The sequence below is a fragment of the Aestuariivivens insulae genome, assembly GCF_022662195.1.
In the GTDB taxonomy this organism is placed as follows: Bacteria; Bacteroidota; Bacteroidia; order Flavobacteriales; family Flavobacteriaceae; genus Aestuariivivens; species Aestuariivivens insulae.
This window is the reverse complement of record NZ_JAKMCS010000009.1, coordinates 39,930-59,836: the sequence shown is the minus strand read 5'-3', so window position 1 is coordinate 59,836 and position 19,907 is coordinate 39,930. Positions and strand designations below refer to the sequence as shown.

The window sequence follows — 19,907 nt, the reverse complement described above, 5'->3', positions numbered from 1 at the left end:
TCATTATTTCTCTACCACCCAAGTGTTTGCTGTATTATACTTTGTTTCTAAAACAATCTTATATATTTTTGAAGGCAATTGTGAAATATCAATTGAGGCTTCTCCTTTCTTGATGGCTACTTGATCTAATAATTTATAACTATCGGTTCCTCCGGTATTAAACTCATTGGTTGTAGCCACCCAGATTTTTACTTTTCCTTTGGTGTTTATAACGTCCCAAGTTACATGTAGTGTGTTGTCATTTTTAACCGCTTTAGCATTTACTAATGAAACCTCTCCTGTTAAAGGCACACCGTCTATTTCCCAAAGCAACTCTTTTTTGGGTTTGATGTTTAAGGATTGTAACATGGTTGGCAAGATATCAACAATGCCTGGTTGATGTGTTTTAAAATAACTGTTTAAGTTTTGGGTATTAGTCACTATCCAAGTTAGGCGTTCCCTATCGCTTTGTCCACCATGATGTTTTCCATCTTCCTTTGTTCGTCCATGGTCTGTAGTGATGTATATTTCCCAGTGTTCATTAAATTGTTTTTGTCTATATGTGATGGCTTCCCATACTTTTCCTATCTGTTTATCTGCCTCCTTAATAGCATTGTAAAACAGGTCTCCATCTCCGTGCTCATGTCCCATATGATCGGTATACTCTAAGTATAGCCAAGAGAGGTCGGGAGCATTATCCTTAATGCAATCAAAAGCCTTAGACACTACATGTTTGTCTATGTTTTGAATATAATGGCTACTTGTGCCATGAGGAAAAGCAATGGTGTCATGCTCATAACCATCAAAATGATAATTCATTTTTACATGACCTGTTTCTGGAAGTCCTTCTCCTATTAATTTTGTTCTGTTGTCCAACCAAGTAGAGAACACAGCGGTTTTTAATTCTGGTCTATACTCCTTAGCCATTCTAAAAACGGTCCAATAGTTATAGTTGGGCTTCTTAATGCTATTTCCCCAAACATTATGTTTGTTTACCCAAGTGCCTGTAAGCAAACTATTATAGCCTACCGCCGATATGGTTGGTGTTTGTGAATAGCTATCTCTTCCCCCGCCTACATAAGCTCGCGTATATCCTCCTATAGCCGCTATTTTGTCTAAGTTTGGTGTTGGTACCTTTTCAATCACATCGCCAGGAATACCGTCAACTATTACAAAAAGTACTTTGGTGTCTTTTTTTTGGGCATGTCCAAAACAGACTGCTAAAATGAATATAAGGTTGAATAGTTTCTTCATTGTGTTTGTCTTATTCTATTTTAAAGGTTGCCAATACGCCTTTGTGGTCTGTGGGCCATTTGCCCTGTGGCAACAAAAATTTATCCTGTAAAGAAGTATCCTCTTTTCCTTGACCATTTACAATACATCCAGATGGACCAACGATAATAACATCGTTTAAAGTTAAACGCGCATCTTGATTAAAATAGATAAAGTCTATTCGATCTCTATCATCGGCTTCTGGAGTCCAAACCAACTTAGATAGTTGGACATCTGTATTAAAAGCGGCCCATGTAAACCCTGGATGGGTTACTGGATCGGGATATTTTACGCGATAGGCATCTAAATAACCGCTTTCCTGTAAGGTAACACTATTATGCCAAGGAACTACCGTACCATTATGATCGTACAAATCCTTTGTGGTTTCTGTCCAATCTAAGTGGGAAGGCTCATTAAAATCCCCTGCCAAAAGCACCATATTTCCTTTTTTTTGTTCTTCTGCTGCGTCATTTACAAAAATTTCAATGGCTTCATCGCGGCCTGAGTCTAGATTTTGCTGTAAAATTTCGTTGATATTGGTTATTGGCTCTGGTAATTTTTTCCAGGTAATACCATCATATCCTCTAGGTAAGTAACAGGCGTAATGTGTATAATCTAAATGGGCTCCATAGACAGCCAATTGTTTGGATTCGTCTAATTTAACAATACATTTTGTTAGTGAAGTTGTTCCTATTGCTGGTTTTGAAACGATTGGATATTTAGATAAGATTGTTGACGACTTTGCTGAATGAAAGGTATAATACGCCACTCCCAACGCTTTCATTTTATCTTTTATTCTATTGCTAAAAATGGTTTCGTTATAATTAGCCGTTTCACATAACATTACGATATCTGCTTCCGTTTGAAGTATTATGTCGGCTATGGCATCAAACCCACCATTAACCGCTGTACCTTCATGCCACATGTTTAATGCGAGTACCTTTAATTCCCCGTTAAAATCTACCATAGCTTCGGGGGTTGTGTTTTCATCAGGTTGTTTTTTTTCATTGTCCTCATTACTGCATTTACAACTTGTTACAAACACAAATGCAGCAAAGATAAATTTTAGGGCAGTCTTTTTATTTAACATTGTTTTGGATTTAAAGAAAAGGGAGGCTACCTCCCTTTTCTAATAACTAAACTAACTCAAAATACTAATTTTCAATACTGGTTTATGGTATAGTAATTATATTGTCTGAAGTATACCAATAGGCCCAGCTTCCTCCTGATTCCCAATACACTTCAATTGATATAGTGATTGTTTTGTTACAAACATCGTAAGTCCCTTCTCCTGCCTGTCTAAATTGATAAACATATCCATCGCTTACCAATCCTACATAATAGTCGTTAAACGATGCTGATCCAATTTTAGCACCTGCTTCCACAGGGGTTAGATTCACTTCTAGGTTTGCAACTGAAAGGGGAGAATAATCAACCAGATTTCCACTTAGGGTTAAAACACTTCCGTCAATAGTTCCTGTTACGGTATGCGGCGTCCAAGGCGTTGCACAATTTAAATCTGTGGCAAAAATATCGATATCTTCACTACACTCATTGTCTAATATAGTTACAACTTCTATTTTATTAGACTGATTTACGATACCTAACCCAATATCGATATTCGGGTTACTAACACTTTCTATAGTTATTTCCATAGTTAAGTCTTCTGTTCCGTCTAGTAAATTATCGATGACATCAATTGTAAATGGCTCCGATTTAATTTCTCCAGCCTTAAACACTACCGTTTTAGATTCTACATTATAATCTGTCCCCTCTTGAGCGGTTCCCCCAACACTTAGAGTTACTGTAAAATCCTCCTCTAATGTACTGCCATCATATCTTAAAAAGATGTCATGATCTCCTGCATTTTCCATTACCGATTCCTCTTCACTAATAAAGGAAACAAACTTATACCGTTCAAAATCATAAAGCTCTGGCGTTTCTTCACACCCTAAAAAGGACAGGGCCAATACTAGGATAAATAAATATTTTAATTTTTTCATTATATACTTTTTAAAATTAGTATGTCAATAAGGTTACCACCCCATAATCTGTGTTAGATTTGGATTTAAATCAACTTGTTGTTGAGGAATAGGTCTGTAATAATATTTAGGCTCTACAAATGTTCTAACAGCATTTTCTGTTACCATATTTCCAGATGTCCCATTGGATAGATAAATAGAAGCTCCCGAATCACCAAAAGGCCCTGCCTTATAATATATTAAATCCTCTCCAAGAGAATTTTGTTCTTTAGGAGAAGGAATGTCCTCTCCACTGGCAATAATAGCGATATCCTCAATACCATCCCCCGTCATGTCGTATTTACCTAACCCAGGAATATACATGCCAATTGGTAAAATCTCAAACTCTTTTCCAGCTGCCCAACGCATCATATCATCAAACCTAAAACCTTCGGCTGCATACTCAACACGTCTTTCTCGTCTTATTTCATATATAACACCTTGATTGGTTCCTGATACATTTGGAAATCTTGCAGCCATAACCGGATCCACATCACCATTTGCCGCTACTATATTTAAATCAGGAAGGCCAGCCCTCGCTCTTAAAAGATTGATCGATGAGTCCAAATCGCCCTGAGACAGTTCTCCTAACTCAGCTTTTGCTTCAGCATAAACTAACAATGCTTCGGCATAGCGATAAACCGCGACGTCAACACCTGCTCCTTCAGTTGAATTATTATACCCTTTAAGCTGGTGATATCCAGTAAAATTTCTGTTAAACTCGGTAACATAAGGATTTGTGTCTCCTGCCCAAACCCACCCTGGATACACAAAGGTTTGAGACATTCTAGGATCTCTATCCTGAAATTCTTCTACAAAAGTCATTGTGTCTGCTCCAGACTGATCTGTAAAACGTGTACCATCAGCCATTAGATAGCTGTTCATCAAAGATTTGGAAGGACTTTGTTCATAGTCACCAAATACAGTATAACTCCCACTAAACTTATCTTTTTCCGTATCATAAACATTCACTAAAATTGCTTCAGGATTATCGGCTAAAACCTCCGATTGGAACATGTCCATATAATCTGTTTCAGGATTACCCGTATTATGTAAAGAAAATTCCCCTGAATCCATTAACTCTTTAGCGGCATCTCTAGCTATCTGTAAGAAACGGTTAGCTGTACCTTCTAAACTTAATTCTGGATGGTATTTCCTGAAAGTTCCTTCATACAATGCTATTCTGGCCTGTAACATAACCGCTGCCCATTTGTGTATATTTCCTAGAGCAACATCTTCTTTAATATGATTAGAGGCGAACTGAATATCACTTATAATACTATCTACCACAAGAGCACGAGGGTCTCTTGGTTTATAGAGATCTTCATCACTAGTTGATAAAGTCTTACCATACCAAGGTACATCCGAAAAGCGCTTTACCTTGCTAAAGTAAAATTGGGCTCTATAATATCTGGCGACACCTTCGTAATGCTTTTTAGCGTCTTCATTAACCTCGGCCTTATCAAAGTTCTCTAAAAAGAAATTAATATCCCTTAAATAACTCCAACTCCATCCCCCTCCTATGTTTTCTGCAGTTGGTGTGCCTATCATTATGTTTTTGATTTCAACAGCTCCCGTAGTAGCTATATCATCGGTTCCTTGATCACTCAAAAACATGCCATAACCAGGTAGCGAATGCAACCCGTTTAAGTACAGTTGTAAATGTTCTTCAGAAGTAAAATAATTCTCTTTTACAATTTGCGTCTGAGGCGGTGTGTCTAAAAAGTCATCATTACAGCTTATAAAAGCTACCGTAACAATTAATATTAATAAATGTATATTTTTCATAATCTTCATTATTTTCTCATTTAAAATGTAACATTCAAGCCCATGGAAAGTTTACGTTGAAACGGATAAGCATAACCTTCTGCTCCCGTAGCCTCAGGATCAACAAACCCTTTAATATCTGACCACTCAAAAATATTCTCTCCTGTAACAAAGAATCTTAATTTTGAAATGTGTAGTTTATCTAACAATTTATCTGGAACAGAATATCCTACGGTTACGTTCTTTAACCTTAAATAAGCTGCACTTAATAAGTACTTCGTATTAGGAATTGCCAAACCAGAACCATAATTTCTATCGGCCAACCAACTTTGTAATACCGGATATTCTACATTAGTTGTATTGGCATTGGCCAAGCCTGCGTCTATATACGACTGTGAATGTTGTGCCATTAAAGCTGGACTATCATCTGCTGCTCTGTAAAAATTCAGCAAATGTGGATATACATTGGCATAAGGTTGTTGATATGGTCCCCAGAACAAATAATGTGTTGGATAATAATCTCTTTTCCCTACGCCTTGTAAAAAGCCACTAACATCAAATCCTTTCCATGATACATTAAAATTAAATCCATAGTTGTAACGAGGTGATCTATTTCCTATAACTTTTAAATCTTTAGGGTCTAATTCTGAGCTTCCTCGTAAAATCTTACCATCACCATCCTGATCAACAAATTTAGGCCAACCAGGCACAATAGTAAGAGCCCCCCAAGGGATAATAGCCGTCTCATCTAAATTGTCTATTTCTTCTTGGCTTTGAAAGAAACCATCACTTTCCAATCCCCAAATCTCTCCTCTTTTTTGACCTTCTCTCCATCCAGAAAATAATTTACTATCATTTTTAAATCGTGTGATAGTTGTTTGATTATCTGAAAGTACTATAGAGGCACTAATATCTAATGGGCTTCCACCAACTGTAAAACTATCTGTATAATTAATAGTCGCTTCCCAACCTATGGTTTGCTGATCTGCTGAATTTTGAAAAGGAGGATTTGTCCCTAATACAGCCGGCAACTCTACTCCAGGCTGTAACATATCATATACATTTCTATAATAGGTAGATAAGTCCATACTCAACATGTTATCGAAAAACCCCAATTCAACACCTAAATTAGTTGTCACTACACGTTCCCAAGAATAATTAGTGGGATCAATTGCCAAACCTGGAGCACTTACTCTTGTTGGATAATCACCACCAATTAAATAGGAAGACTCTCTGGGTTTAGGTAATGGGTTATAGTAAGCATATAAAAAAGCATTTTGATTTCCTAGAGCTCCCCAAGAACCTTTAATCTTAAAATGGTTTATAGTATTCTTTAGTGATTCACTAAAGTTCTTGCTGGCAATCCAAGCGGCAGACACCGAAGGAAAGAATCCATAACGTCCCTCTTTTGGAAATCTTGAAGACCCATCATAACGTCCATTGAATTCGAATACCAATTGCTCATCATAAATATAATTAAGGCGTCCAAATATGCCCTGTACCGCCCAGTCCGAAAAATCATACCCTACTGTATCCTCGCCCGAAGCCAAAGCAATGTTTGGAATAGAAGTTAATAACCCCGTGCGTTGCGCCCAAAAACTTTCATATTCGTTAACTTCTTTGTTATACCCAACAACTGCATTGAATTTATGCTTGTTAAAGGTTTTATCGTATGTGGCATAAACGTTAAGTACCGAGTATTTATTAACTCGCATACGTTCGTAAGCATAATCAGAGTTTTCATTTTCCCTTATATCGTCGGGACCATAACCAATTTGGTATTTGGTTCCATCCCAATGGTCTTTATTATACTCCTTTTTAAAAGTGTATTCCCCGGTTAGTTTTAGATCCTTGTTGAAAAAATATAAGTTTAACTTATTTGTTGTTTGTACCGTCGTATAATCAACAATTGTTTTTCCTCCATCAATCATTCTGGCTGCAGCATGTCCCGCTGCCGTGTTAGCCCAGGTACCATCAGGATTTTTTGCCACATCAGTTGGCCTTAAATTATATACATTGGTTAAACCATAGGTTGGAGTTCTTCGCTCTGTTAAAGATAAGAATGTATTGTTCTCAAAATCCATCCAGGAATAAGGTTCTACGTTAATTTTAGATCGCAATGCATCTCGTGTCCAATCATCTGTTGTTAAACGGTTCAAGCCATTCTCTTTGGTATGATTGGCAGAGACATAATAGCTAATGATATCCTTTGTACCACTTATAGACACATTGTGATTTTCGGAATAGGCTACTTTATCAAAGAAATAGTCATTCCAATTATTGTCTCCCATATATTGCCATTGTGTTGGGCTATTAGGATCCAGTCTTACATTGGGCACTGTTGGATCATCAGACCGCGCTCTTGCCCAGGCATAAGTATCTTCATCAAAACTTACATAATTCCAAGGCGTGTTACTGGTTGAAATATCCAACAGCCGTGAGTAAATATAGGGATCTGTAATAGGTTTAGGCGTTACGGTTGGCTTTCCCCAAATAAAAGAGTTTGAGTAAGTCACTTTATTTTTCTTTCCTTTTTTAGTAGTCACCAATAATACACCATAAGCCGCCCTAGCACCATATATAGCTGCAGAAGACGCATCCTTAAGAACCGACATGGACTCCACATCGTCAGGGTTTAACCGCGTTAAATCTCCTGAACTAGAAGGAACTCCATCTATAACAATCAAAGGTGCACTACTTCCATATCCCCCTATGGAACCTGCCCCTCTAATATTAATGGAAGCCGAGCCTCCCGGTGCTCCATTGGCAAAGGTCACATTTAAGTTCGCAACCGTTCCCTGTAAACTTTGTGAAACATTAGCTGTTGGTCTGTCTTCAAGCTTCTTCATATCTACAGGCACTACAGCTCCCGATATGTTTTCACGCTTCTGTGTTCCAAAACCTACCACCACCACTTCATCCAAGGCATTGGAATCTACTGCCAGAGTAATTGTGATTTCGGTTTGGGAACCTACTAAAACTTCTTTGGTTTCATACCCCACATACGACACCGTTATAATAGCATCTTTAGAAGTTACTTTTAAGGAAAAATTACCATCAAAATCGGTAGACGTCCCATTTGATGTTCCTTTAATTAATACTGTTGCTCCGGGAAGTGGCTGCTGTGTTTCACCATCAATAATAGTCCCTGTTACAATCTTTTCTTGAGCAAATACGCTTTGGTTTATCATAAACATCATCAGCAAAGCCAACAAGCTTTTATTAAAGCCAGATTTGTTTAAGATAATACCTTTTGTTCTGTTGCTTACAAGAATCAAAAAGTTTACTGTTTTCATTCGGTTGTTTATTTTGATTAAATTATTGTTGGGTGCTAATATATAAAATTATTTTTTGATTGAACAGTCAGTCAATTTAAAATTATTATATTATTTTTGTTAAATAATTATTAACTATGTTTGCAGTATGGGTAGAAAAAGTTTAAAAAAAGTAAGACAAAGGGAAATTATAGAAGCCTTCTATAATGTCGCTAAACAAGAGGGATTAGAGAATACCTCAATAGCCAAAGTTGCTAAAGTGATGGGAATAAACACCAGTTTAATATTACATTATTTCAAAACAAAAGAGGCCTTATTATTTGGGTTAATAAATTATATATTGGAAAATTATAAGTCTCTTTATACCATAAATAATGAGGAGAGCAGTGATGTTAGATTAATAAAAACAGTAGATAATTTATTTTCCCGAGATTGGAATAATCTAATAGACGACGGTGTTTTTTACAGCTGTTACACCCTTATTTTTAGAAACGACAATATAAAATCTGCGTTTAAGGATTTGCATGACTCTTTAAGGGAGTTTTTAGCAGAAGTTATTGAAGATGCTAAAAAAGATGGTATTATAGAGGTTAAAGATCCCAAGGAAACCGCTGAACTTATTTTCGTGTTGGTGGAAGGTGCTTATTACTATTTATCTTTATTTGATACGGATGATAAAGCTTATTTAGAAAACACTGAACGTTACAAACAAGCGGCTTTAAACATGTTGAACTTTAAACATAAGCTATCGTCTACGTCTTTTAATAATTGATATCAACGCTACTACTCCAATACACATCCAAACAAAATTGGTAAACAAATTAGGTTTGTCTTTAGAATCATAGGCACAGATCACTAAAAAGAGCCCCCCTAGTACATTCATTAACTGATATGTTACACTATTGTGTTTTAGTTTATTAGCACTCAACAAAAAATAGGAAAGTAAATAAGATGCAGCCCCAACCCAACCAATAAGTTCATAATAATTCATAGTTCACTAGTGTTATTCCAAAACCTTATCATCTTCACTTTGGGGTTCAATTACTTCTCCCAAAAGCCTGTCCTTCCAATTGGTCCATTTATATTTTTTGGATAGAATGAATAACAGCACAGGAAATATCACAAAAACCGGTACAAAAATTTCTCCTAGTCCCATGGTTTCCGGGTCACTCATATCTTTTAAAATGGAATGCGTTTGAAAAGCGGTCCAATCGGCAGTAACCAATAACGCCGTAAACAAATTATTGGCAGCATGAAAGCCCAAAGCCAACTCCATACCTTCGTCCATTAGTGTCATAATGCCCAAAAACAATCCTGTTCCTATATAATACACCATTATAATATATCCCAATTTGTCTACTTCTGGATTGGCAATATGCAGTAAGCCAAAAACGGCAGACGTTATAATTAAAGGCACCCATTTGTTCTTTACAATAACACCTATCCCCTGCATTAAATAGCCCCTAAACAAATACTCTTCAAAACTTGTTTGTAAAGGTACAAGCACAATGGCAATGACACATAGTATGATAAAGGGTACCAATTTAAAATTAAGCAGATAATTTTCTGGGGCAATAATGTAATCTATAAGTACCATACCACTGGAAATCACTCCCCACAAAATAAATACGAACCAAAACCGACTCCAATCGATTTTAGGTCGGCTAGTCGTTAAATGGGTCAAGGATTGTTTGTGCAAATATTTACTAACCAGAATCACCGCAACCAAACCCACTGCAAACGACAAAAGCATTAAAAAAAGATTAAGGTTGGGTTCTAACAATTGCATCATTTTGGTCTCATCCAGCCCACTTAAACCATCACCATTTGTAAATGATTTATATAAAACGGCAAAAGTAAAAGGCAATTGACCTATAATAACTGCAAAAATTATGATTGCTACCCCAACCAAATAGCGCCACCAATCGTGTAATACATTAAATGCTTGTGCTATATACATATATTAAGTTTTAAGTTCAAAATTTTAAGTTAGAATTAGAGTTTCTCCCCGCTAACCTTCAATCCCATCAATTATTAAATTTAAAGTTCCAATTCAAGTCTTTATTATATTTCAATGTTCCTTTTTCAACCTCTAAAGGGCTCTTAAAATTATTGGTAAACAACCCTCCTGTTCCTAATCCTTGTGGCAGTTTACTATTTTTTGTATAGGTGTACTGTGCAATAGCGTTTAGGCCTACATTACTTTCTAAGGCACTAGTTATCCACCAGCCTATGTCTTGTTGTTCTGCCAGTTCAATCCACAAATCACTTCCGCCAAAACCACCAACCAAACTGGGTTTTAGTATAATGTATTGTGGATTTATGGTTTGTAGCAATGCTTTTCGCTTTGTTACAGCAAATATGCCTATTAATTCTTCATCTAAAGCAATTGGTAAGGGTGTTTCTTCACATAGTTTGACCATCTCCTGCCATTGTCCTTGTTTTATGGGCTGCTCTATGGAATGTAAATCGTAATCGGATAAGCGTTTTAATTTCTCTAAAGCCTCTCCTGGTGAAAATGCGCCGTTGGCATCTACACGTAATTCAATATTTTTTGAAGTAAATGTTTTTCGTATGGATTTTATAAGGTTGATTTCCGTTTGAAAATCGATGGCGCCAATCTTCATTTTTATACAAGTAAAACCTGCTTCTATTTTTTCCTTAATCTGCTGTTTCATAAAGGCTTCACTCCCCATCCATATCAATCCATTAATTGGAATGGCATCGGTTCCTCTTGTAAAACCAGAAGGAAATAGATTAAAGGGACTGTTGGCTTCAAGTGATTTAAAGGCTGTTTCCAATCCGAATTGAATACTTGGCAGTCCGACAAGTTCTGTGAGCAAATTTTCTAAACCTAAGCCAATATTATTACACGCCCAGCGTAATTTTTCTTCATAATCTGGTCTATCATCGGCAGAAAGCCCTCTAAAGAGTCCACACTCGCCTACTCCAAACTTATTTCCTTCATTAAGCATAAGAAAATAGGTGTCCTTAGTCCTTAATATACCTCGCGAGGTTCCGCTGGGCTGCTTAAATTCTAGAGTATATTTCTCATATCTGGCCGTCATAACGCAGCCAAAAATACTCATTTATTTTTGTATTTTAGAATCATTAATTTTGAATATCCGTAAAGAAACATAAAAAGTAAAATACGGAGAATCATTTCACTATAGAATCACATGCCAACGTTTCCAGATATTATAATATACGCTATTCCCTTTTTTATTGTTGCCATGCTTTTGGAACTGTCCCTGACCTTAAAAGAGGGCCTAAAAGCAGTAAAAGGTTATGAAACTAAAGATGCCTTAGCATCTATTGCAATGGGATTGGGCAATGTGTTTTTAGGTTACTTTAGTAAAGCCCTTGTGTTTTTATGTTTCTTCCTTGTATATGATAATTTTAGGGTTTTTACCATTCCTGTTGCTTGGTGGAGTTTTATACTTATATTTTTTGCTGATGACTTTAGTTACTATTGGTTTCATAGAATTTCGCACGAATGTCGTTTATTTTGGGCTTCTCATGTGGTGCACCATTCCTCCCAGCATTATAATTTAAGCACAGCCTTGCGCCAAACCTGGTCGGGTGGGTTTTATTCTTTTGTGTTTTGGCTATGGCTACCACTGTTAGGCTTTCACCCCGGTATGATTGTTTTTCAAATGTCGGTAAGCTTATTATATCAATTTTGGATACACACCGAAACTATAGATAAAATGCCTAAATGGTTTGAAGCTGTTATGAATACCCCATCACACCATAGAGTTCATCATGGGAGCAATCCATTATATTTAGATAGAAACCATGCTGGTATTTTGATTATTTGGGATAAGCTATTTGGTACATTTCAACCTGAACTAAAGAACGAAAAAGTAGTTTATGGTTTAGTGAAAAATATAAACACCTATAACCCAGTCAAGATTGCTTTTATAGAGTGGCTACATCTATTTAAAGACGCTTTTTTTGGACGCAAAACACTAAAGGATAGATGGCTATACCTCATGAAGCCACCTGGATGGAAGCATGATGGCTCCGGACAAATTAGTGACGATTTACGTAAAGAATGGCTTAAAAAAAAATAAGCTATAACTCTATACTTGCTCCAATATCCAATAACATCAAATCCTTGTCTTTATCAAAAAACTTTCGCTTGGCCTCTTCATGGTCTATTTCAATATATCCAAAGGTATCAAAATGATAACCTAAAACTTTATCACAATCAACAAAATCACTTGCAATGATAGCATCGTCTATTCCCATAGTAAAATTATCACCAATGGGTAATATGGCTAAATCTAATTTGGTTCGCAAGGGAATAAGCTTCATATCAAAAGTAAGTGCTGTATCACCAGCGATATAAATATTCTTATGCTCCCCTTCAATCACAAAACCTCCTGGTTGCCCACCATAACTACCATCTGGAAAGGAGGAGGTATGAATGGCATTTACGTATTTTACAGTACCAAACTCAAAATCCCATTGTCCTCCATGATTCATAGGATGCCCTTCCAATCCTAATTTTTCGAAATGTGAAATGATTTCAAAGTTTGAAACAAGTACAGCATCGGTACGTTTGGCAATGGCTTCAACATCTAGAATATGATCTTGATGTGCATGGGTAATTAAAATATAATCTGCCTCCAGTGCGTCTATATCGATATGTGATGCTTTGGGGTTTCCCGTTATGAATGGATCTACCAAAATAGTAACGTTATTCACTTCAATTCCTAAACTGGCATGACCATAATATGTAATCTTCATGATGATACGGTTTTATACAAGAAAAATACTGATTTTACTCAAGAATTAAAAATTGTTTCCCCAAGAATATTTTATGTAAGCATTTATAACAAATGCCCCAATGCCATTAATACAGCTAGAAAAAATGTAGTGAGTGCCAGCTTTTTAAGTTCTGGGTCCAATAATTTTAAGTCGTTTGTTTTTTTAACTTTAATAAGATGTATTATCAACGGAATATAAGCCACAACAAATATTAAATTTAAAATACTTGTGTAGTATAAAATTCCGAATAATGCCGACAATACAATTGCTGAGCCAACTAAAAAATAATGGTATTTCTTTACTCGATTTGCGCCAAGCTTGACAGCCATGGTTATTTTACCAGACTGTTTATCGGATACCAAATCCCGCATATTGTTCAAATTTAAAACGGATACACTTAGAAGACCTATAGCACAAGCCGGTAAAAACACCACATGATCTAAGGTTTTGGCATATAAGACATAACAACCTATAACACTTAACAATCCAAAAAAAACAAACACAAAAAGATCGCCCAAAGCTCTGTATCCATAGGCTCTCTCGCCAATAGTATATTTTAAGGCAGCAACAATAGATGCTATTCCTAATATAAAGAACAAGAGTGTTAGCAAGAAGTGTTTAACCCCAAAGGATGAAAAAATGAGAAAAAAGGAAAGCCCAATACATATTAGTATGTTAATTCTAATGGCATTGAACATTTCGTCTGGAGAAATCTTGCCACTTTGTATAGCGCGTTGTGGCCCTACCCGTTCATCATTATCTGTTCCTTTTACACCATCGCCATAATCGTTAGCCAAATTGGATAAAATTTGAAAGCTTAACGTGGTTAAAATGGCTAGAATAAAAATATTCCACTTAAAATAACCATTATAAGATGCCATGGCCGATGCTAAAATGATACCAGAAACAGAAAGCGGCAGGGTTCTTAACCGCATGGTGGATACCCATAATACTAATCTACTCATATTAGGGAATCCATTTTTTTTCAAAATTAGGCTTTCGCTTTTCCAAAAAGGCATTTCTACCCTCAACAGCTTCATCGGTCATGTAAGCTAAACGTGTTGCCTCACCGGCAAATACTTGTTGTCCTACCATGCCATCGTCTGTTAAATTCATGGCAAATTTCAGCATTTTAATAGATGTAGGGGACTTAGCTAATATCTCTTGAGCCCATTGATATGCAGTATTCTCTAATTCATCATGGGGAATTACTGCATTTACCATGCCCATTTCAAAAGCCTCTTGGGCAGAATAATTACGCCCTAGAAAAAAAATTTCACGTGCCTTTTTTTGTCCAACCATTTTAGCCAAATAAGCCGAACCATATCCACCATCAAAGCTAGTAACATCTGCATCGGTTTGTTTAAAAATAGCGTGCTCCTTACTAGCTAGGGTTAAATCGCATACTACATGTAAACTATGGCCGCCACCAACAGCCCAACCAGGCACAACAGCAATGACCGCTTTTGGCATAAAACGAATTAAACGCTGAACTTCCAATATGTTTAGACGGTGATAACCATCTTCACCCACATAACCCTGGTGTCCCCTAGCCTTTTGATCGCCACCACTACAAAATGAATACACACCATCTTTAGTTGATGGGCCTTCGGCAGATAGTAATACTACACCAATATTTACATCTTCGTTAGCATCATAAAAGGCATCATATAATTCGCTTGTGGTTTTAGGCCTAAAGGCATTGCGTACATTGGGTCGGTTAAATGCTATTCTAGCAACACCTCCACTTTTTTTATAGGTAATATCTTCATATTCTTTGGCTATTACCCAATTCGCTTGCTCCATATTCATTATTTTAGCCAAAAATAGATTTTATTTCATAAATACCTTTGATTCTGCCATGAAAAATAATTTTTTAAGACTTGTTTTTGGACTTTGTTCACTATTATCTTTTTCTCAATCCTATCAATTTGAAACCGTAACAGACATCGAAGCAACAGCTGTGATTAGTCAGGGCAAAACAGGAACCTGTTGGAGTTTTTCAACGTCATCCTTTCTAGAAAGTGAAATTATTAGACTTACAGGACAAAGCATAGATATTTCAGAAATATATAATGTTAGACACACCTATCCAAAAAAGGCCTGGAGTTATGTAATGAGACAGGGTAAAGCTCAATTTAGTGAAGGCGGCTTGGCTCATGACGTCATTAATAGTATTTCTGAATTTGGTCTAGTTCCCAATAGCATCTATTCTGGCTTACCCAATGGCAAACAGCGTCATGATCACTCTAAATTGGCAGATAGTTTGAAAACCATACTGGATCAATACCTTAAAAGCCCTAAAGATTATAAAGGAGATTGGAAACTAAACCTGAATAATGTATTAGATTCGTATTTAGGAGCTACCATCTCGAATTTTGAGTTTGAAGGTAAAACCTATACGCCTTTGAGTTTTTTGGAGTATACCAAAATCAACCCGAACGACTATATTACCATAACTTCTTTTACACATGTACCCTACTACGCTAATTTTGTATTGAATATCCCTGATAATTTCTCCAATGGAACCTTTTTGAATGTACCACTAGACGACTTGGTGAGCATTACCAATAATGCTCTAAAAAAAGGATATACCATTGAATTGGATTGTGATGTTAGTGAGAAAACCTTCTCTGCTAAGCATGGTATTGCTGTAATTCCGCAAAATAAAGATGATAATACTAAAATACTAACAGAAATTCTACCTGAAAAAGAAATTAATGCAAGTTACAGGCAAGAAGAGTTTGAAAATTTTAATACCACAGACGATCATTTAATGCACATAACAGGAATTGTTAAAGACCAAAAAGGAAATACATATTATAAGGTGAAAAATTCATGGGGATCTAATTCGAGTCGTGTATCAAACGGGGGGTATATTTATATGAGTGAAGCCTATTTTATGTTAAAAACAATATCTATTATGGTACATAAAGATATTTTGCCTTCAGAACTACAGAATAAGGCCCTTACTATAACCGATTAGTTATCTTAATATAATTTTAATATTTTTCTTTCAATTACATAACATTAAGTAATAATTATTTATTACTTTTGTAAAAAATTTATAGATAAACAGTCAATTACTTGTATATAATCGGATATATATGTATTTTGTCTTAATCTTAAAAACCCCTAGTCTATGCTATTAACAATTACGCTTTGTATTCTAGCTTTAGTTGCAATTAATTTTCTACTATTATTTTTTAGCTGTTCAAAAACCCTCAAAAAGCAAAAGTCTCCTGCCGAGAGACCAGTTGTTATGAGACCTACGCTTACCAAAGTATTGGAGGAAGAGCCGCTTGCTCCAACAGGGAGTTAGTCTTACTAAAATGTTTGTTACCAAACCAATACCCTCTATTAGCACTCAATGGCGATGGATGCCCAGATGTTAGCACATGGTGATTTGTATTATTTATGAGCTTGGATTTTTTCTTAGCATAACCACCCCATAGTAAAAACACAATATTACTTTCTTTTTTATCGCTTATTAATTTTATAACAGCATCGGTAAAAGTTTCCCAGCCTTTATTTTGATGGCTCCCCGCTTGGTTTGCCCTAACTGTTAATGTTGCATTTAACAGCAACACGCCTTGATTGGCCCAACGTAACAGATTACCACTTTTAGGGTAAGGAATTCCCATATCGGCTTCTATTTCCTTAAAAATATTCATCAAAGATGGTGGATGTGCTATGCCATCGTTAACCGAAAAGCACAGCCCATTGGCTTGCCCCATCCCATGGTATGGATCCTGACCAATAATAACCACTTTTACATCATCAAAACTACATGCGTTAAACGCATTAAAGATTTGATTGCCTGGAGGGAAACAGGCATGGCTTTTATACTCCCGCTTTACATAATTAGCTAACTGATTGAAATAAGGCTTGTTAAATTCCGTTTCCAAATATGGTTTCCAACTGGGGTGTATATCTACATTCATTATCTAAATTAAATTAAGAACATAATAAAAATGGGATTTTGCAATAATATATACCTTTGAAAAGAGCATAAACAAATTTATTTTTCTTGCTTGCCTATCAAAATACTTTTCACCATGTTAATGCTTACTTTTTTGGTTTATGTGTGATTTTAGTCTCTAGTCTCTAGTCTCTAGTTTCCAGCTTCTGGCTTCTAGCTTCTAGCTTCTAGCTCCAAACTATAAAATTTTAGCCAGTAATTCCTTTAATAAATCGCCTTGGGGTACTGCATTAGCCCCTACGCCCTTGCTTTTAACATCAAACTCCCTAAGCGTAGCTACTACAGCACTCACTTTTTTCATGGGATAATTTCTAGCGGCAGTAATATATTCATTTACAAAATATGGGTTGATTTTTAATGCCGATGCCACAGTACGCGGTGACTTATCGGTTAAACCATGGAAATGCAATAACTGGGAGAAAAAATTAAACAGCAGGGATACGGTAACTACCATTGGATTATCCTTAGGGTTTTCAGAAAAGTAATTCACAATTTGATATGCCTTAACAGCATTGCATTCCCCAATGGCTTTGCGTAATTCAAAATTATTAAAGTCTTTACTAATACCTATGTTTTCTTCAATCAACTCGGGTGTAATTTGACTGCCTTTTGGTAAAATAATTTGAAGCTTTTCCAACTCATTATTAATCTTACTCAAATCGGTTCCCAAAAACTCAACCAACATTTGGGCGGCTTTAGGCGTAATAGTATAATCTTTAGAGGATAATACCCTGCGAATCCAATCGGCTACTTGATTTTCGTAAAGCTTTTTACTTTCATAAACAACACCAACCTTTTTTATAGTCTTATAAAGCGCTTTACGCTTATCAATTTTTTTATACTTGTAATTAACAACTAAAATGGTTGTGGGTTGCGGATTTTCGGCATATGAAGCCAATTTTTCAATAGTGCGCGCTAAGTCCTGTGCTTCCTTTATAATAACCACCTGGTACTCTGCCATCATAGGATACCGCTTGGCATTACTAACAATCTCTTCAATAGAGATATCTCTTCCATATAGTACCACTTGGTTAAAGCCCCGCTCCTCTTCGGATAATACAGTGTCTTCAATAAAATCTGAAATCTTATCAATATAATACGGCTCCTCGCCCATTAAAAAATAAATGGGTTTTATCTTGCGATTTTTTATATCTGTTACCAGCTGTTTTACTTCGTCCAAATCTTGTAAATGTTCAAATTTTAACACCAAATCCTAATTACAAAAAGTAACCTCTAGGAATTTATGTATTGCTTATTGTTATTTATGTTATAGTAGAGTAACTTTGAAAAATCATAAAATCCAAGTATTGCAAGCACTTAACTTTCCAAAGTATCCATTCCGATTCAAAAATAGCGAAAATAAAGTTTCTATATTTGATGCCATTCGCAAAAAGTTTGTGGTTTTACAACCAGAAGAATGGGTACGGCAACATTGCATTCAATTTTTAATTCACGAAAAGGGATATCCTAAATCTTTAATTAATGTAGAGAAAGAATTGATAATTAACGATTTAAAGAAACGTTACGATGTGGTGGTTTTTAATCCCGATGGGAGCATTCATTTAATTGTAGAATGTAAAGCGCCCAGTGTTACTATTAATCAAAACACATTCGATCAAATAGCTCAGTATAATTTGGTTTTAAATGCAACCTATTTAATGGTTACCAACGGAATAAATCATTATTATTGTGCTATGGATTTCGAGCAAGAACGTTATCATTTCCTAAAAGAAATTCCAAATTATCAAGGATGAAATTAGCTGTTGTTATACTGAATTGGAACGGGAAAAACTTATTGGAACAGTTTTTACCATCGGTCATCACACATTCAAAGCAAGCCGATATTTATATGGCCGATAATGCTTCCACAGATGATTCGGTTGCCTTTACTGCAACTCATTTTCCTTCAGTAAAGATCATTAAAAACGAAATAAACGGTGGCTATGCCAAAGGTTATAATGATGCGTTAAAGCGAATTGATGCCGATGTCTTTTGCCTTCTCAATAGTGATGTAGAAGTTACCAAAAACTGGCTATCTCCAATTATTGACATCTTTAATACCGAACCCAACACAGCCATTGTACAGCCTAAACTTTTGGATTTCAATAACAGGGATTTTTTTGAATATGCAGGAGCAGCAGGTGGCTTTATTGATAAATATGGGTACCCCTACTGTCGCGGACGCATTTTTGATACTATTGAAAAGGATGAAGGCCAATACAATGATAATTCGAACATTTTTTGGGCTTCTGGAGCCTGCTTTTTTATTAGAAGCGCTGTGTTTAAATCGTTAGAGGGTTTTGATGAATCGTTTTTTGCTCATATGGAGGAAATAGATTTATGTTGGCGGACACAAAACGGTGGTCACAATATTAAATATTGTAGTGAATCTTTTGTTTACCATGTTGGAGGGGCGACCCTTAATACCCTTAGCCCAAAAAAAACATATCTTAATTTTAGAAACAGTCTGTTTACGCTAACCAAAAACGCAAAAGGGCATATTGCCTTATTACTTTTTCCTAGACTGGTGCTAGATGGTATAGCTGGAATAAAATTCTTATTGGAATTAAAACCCAATCATACATTTGCCATAATAAAAGCCCATTTTGTTTTTTATGGAAAGATTTTCAAATTATTGAAACAACGAAGATCAGTAAAAACTAAAATAAAGTACTACAAAAGAACATCCATAGTTATGGACTATTTCGTAAATAGAAAGAAACGCTACAAAAATCTATAAAATAGTTCGTAAAAGTTATGTTAAAATGCCAAAAACGGCTGATTTTTATATATTTTTGTGCAAACTTAATTTTAAAATTAATCCGATACGATAAT

At 35.8% G+C, this 19,907-nt stretch carries 18 protein-coding genes; 5 read left to right on the top strand and 13 right to left on the bottom strand.

From position 1 onward, the window contains the following. Nucleotides 1-3 precede the first annotated feature (3 nt). The 5 genes from MR062_RS11880 to MR062_RS11860 all read right to left on the bottom strand — a co-directional run bounded on the left by MR062_RS11880 (nucleotide 4) and on the right by MR062_RS11860 (nucleotide 8,335). Nucleotides 4-1,233 carry an alkaline phosphatase family protein gene (locus MR062_RS11880; RefSeq protein ID WP_242204517.1) on the bottom strand — a complete coding sequence of 410 codons (1,230 nt, stop codon included), beginning with the start codon at nucleotides 1,231-1,233 and terminating at the stop codon, nucleotides 4-6. Nucleotides 1,234-1,243: 10 nt separating this feature from the next. Then, nucleotides 1,244-2,341, bottom strand: a complete 1,098-nt coding sequence (locus tag MR062_RS11875; protein ID WP_242204515.1) for an endonuclease/exonuclease/phosphatase family protein — start codon at nucleotides 2,339-2,341, stop codon at nucleotides 1,244-1,246. An 82-nt stretch (nucleotides 2,342-2,423) separates the two neighbouring features. Beyond that, nucleotides 2,424-3,254 (bottom strand): Calx-beta domain-containing protein, encoded by an 831-nt coding sequence (locus MR062_RS11870; protein WP_242204513.1) that lies wholly within the window; start codon nucleotides 3,252-3,254, stop codon nucleotides 2,424-2,426. A gap of 33 nt (nucleotides 3,255-3,287) precedes the next feature. Then, nucleotides 3,288-5,060 (bottom strand): RagB/SusD family nutrient uptake outer membrane protein, encoded by a 1,773-nt coding sequence (locus MR062_RS11865; protein ID WP_242204511.1) that lies wholly within the window; start codon nucleotides 5,058-5,060, stop codon nucleotides 3,288-3,290. Nucleotides 5,061-5,080: 20 nt separating this feature from the next. Next, entirely contained in the window at nucleotides 5,081-8,335 is a 3,255-nt protein-coding gene (locus tag MR062_RS11860; RefSeq protein ID WP_242204510.1) for a SusC/RagA family TonB-linked outer membrane protein, read from the bottom strand. 127 nt (nucleotides 8,336-8,462) lie between these two features. Here MR062_RS11860 and MR062_RS11855 point away from each other — a divergent pair, with 127 nt between their 5' ends. Continuing rightward, nucleotides 8,463-9,086 carry a TetR family transcriptional regulator gene (locus tag MR062_RS11855; RefSeq protein ID WP_242204507.1) on the top strand — a complete coding sequence of 208 codons (624 nt, stop codon included), beginning with the start codon at nucleotides 8,463-8,465 and terminating at the stop codon, nucleotides 9,084-9,086. On the opposite strand, the gene MR062_RS11850 is transcribed toward MR062_RS11855, so the two are convergent. From MR062_RS11850 to MR062_RS11840, 3 genes are all read right to left on the bottom strand, one after another. After that, complete coding sequence (locus MR062_RS11850; protein ID WP_242204504.1) at nucleotides 9,060-9,305, bottom strand: CBU_0592 family membrane protein; 246 nt, start codon at nucleotides 9,303-9,305, stop codon at nucleotides 9,060-9,062. The two genes, MR062_RS11855 and MR062_RS11850, sit on opposite strands and share 27 nt — an antisense overlap. 12 nt (nucleotides 9,306-9,317) lie before the next feature. Continuing rightward, nucleotides 9,318-10,274 (bottom strand): CPBP family intramembrane glutamic endopeptidase, encoded by a 957-nt coding sequence (locus tag MR062_RS11845; RefSeq protein WP_242204502.1) that lies wholly within the window; start codon nucleotides 10,272-10,274, stop codon nucleotides 9,318-9,320. A 67-nt stretch (nucleotides 10,275-10,341) separates the two neighbouring features. After that, the gene (locus MR062_RS11840; protein ID WP_242204748.1) at nucleotides 10,342-11,382 is read right to left on the bottom strand and encodes an o-succinylbenzoate synthase; all 1,041 of its coding nucleotides are present in this window, start codon (nucleotides 11,380-11,382) and stop codon (nucleotides 10,342-10,344) included. A 111-nt stretch (nucleotides 11,383-11,493) separates the two neighbouring features. On the opposite strand from MR062_RS11840, the gene MR062_RS11835 reads away from it, so the two are divergent. Beyond that, nucleotides 11,494-12,390 (top strand): sterol desaturase family protein, encoded by an 897-nt coding sequence (locus tag MR062_RS11835; RefSeq protein ID WP_242204500.1) that lies wholly within the window; start codon nucleotides 11,494-11,496, stop codon nucleotides 12,388-12,390. A gap of 1 nt (nucleotide 12,391) precedes the next feature. On the opposite strand, the gene MR062_RS11830 is transcribed toward MR062_RS11835, so the two are convergent. The 3 genes from MR062_RS11830 to MR062_RS11820 all read right to left on the bottom strand — a co-directional run bounded on the left by MR062_RS11830 (nucleotide 12,392) and on the right by MR062_RS11820 (nucleotide 14,896). Next, nucleotides 12,392-13,069 (bottom strand): metal-dependent hydrolase, encoded by a 678-nt coding sequence (locus MR062_RS11830; RefSeq protein WP_242204498.1) that lies wholly within the window; start codon nucleotides 13,067-13,069, stop codon nucleotides 12,392-12,394. Nucleotides 13,070-13,152: 83 nt separating this feature from the next. Continuing rightward, complete coding sequence (gene menA, locus MR062_RS11825) at nucleotides 13,153-14,055, bottom strand: 1,4-dihydroxy-2-naphthoate octaprenyltransferase (RefSeq protein WP_242204496.1); 903 nt, start codon at nucleotides 14,053-14,055, stop codon at nucleotides 13,153-13,155. A 1-nt stretch (nucleotide 14,056) separates the two neighbouring features. Then, the gene (locus MR062_RS11820) at nucleotides 14,057-14,896 is read right to left on the bottom strand and encodes a 1,4-dihydroxy-2-naphthoyl-CoA synthase (RefSeq protein ID WP_242204494.1); all 840 of its coding nucleotides are present in this window, start codon (nucleotides 14,894-14,896) and stop codon (nucleotides 14,057-14,059) included. Between the two features lie 55 nt (nucleotides 14,897-14,951). Between MR062_RS11820 and MR062_RS11815 the strand changes: the two genes are divergently transcribed. Further along, nucleotides 14,952-16,076: a C1 family peptidase gene (locus tag MR062_RS11815; RefSeq protein WP_242204493.1), complete on the top strand. Its 1,125-nt coding sequence runs from the start codon at nucleotides 14,952-14,954 to the stop codon at nucleotides 16,074-16,076. Nucleotides 16,077-16,365: 289 nt separating this feature from the next. Here the strand turns inward: MR062_RS11815 and ung are convergent, their stop codons facing one another. Further along, nucleotides 16,366-17,034 (bottom strand): uracil-DNA glycosylase, encoded by a 669-nt coding sequence (gene ung, locus MR062_RS11810; protein ID WP_242204491.1) that lies wholly within the window; start codon nucleotides 17,032-17,034, stop codon nucleotides 16,366-16,368. Nucleotides 17,035-17,250: 216 nt separating this feature from the next. Then, on the bottom strand, nucleotides 17,251-18,252 hold the full coding sequence (gene holA, locus MR062_RS11805) for a DNA polymerase III subunit delta (RefSeq protein ID WP_242204745.1): 1,002 nt from the start codon (nucleotides 18,250-18,252) through the stop codon (nucleotides 17,251-17,253). A 127-nt stretch (nucleotides 18,253-18,379) separates the two neighbouring features. On the opposite strand from holA, the gene MR062_RS11800 reads away from it, so the two are divergent. Next, a complete protein-coding gene (locus tag MR062_RS11800; protein ID WP_242204743.1) occupies nucleotides 18,380-18,826 on the top strand; it encodes a type I restriction enzyme HsdR N-terminal domain-containing protein in 447 nt (148 codons plus the stop codon). Next, nucleotides 18,823-19,812: a glycosyltransferase family 2 protein gene (locus MR062_RS11795; RefSeq protein ID WP_242204489.1), complete on the top strand. Its 990-nt coding sequence runs from the start codon at nucleotides 18,823-18,825 to the stop codon at nucleotides 19,810-19,812. Before MR062_RS11800 ends, MR062_RS11795 begins: the two co-directional genes overlap by 4 nt. Nucleotides 19,813-19,907 lie beyond the last annotated feature (95 nt).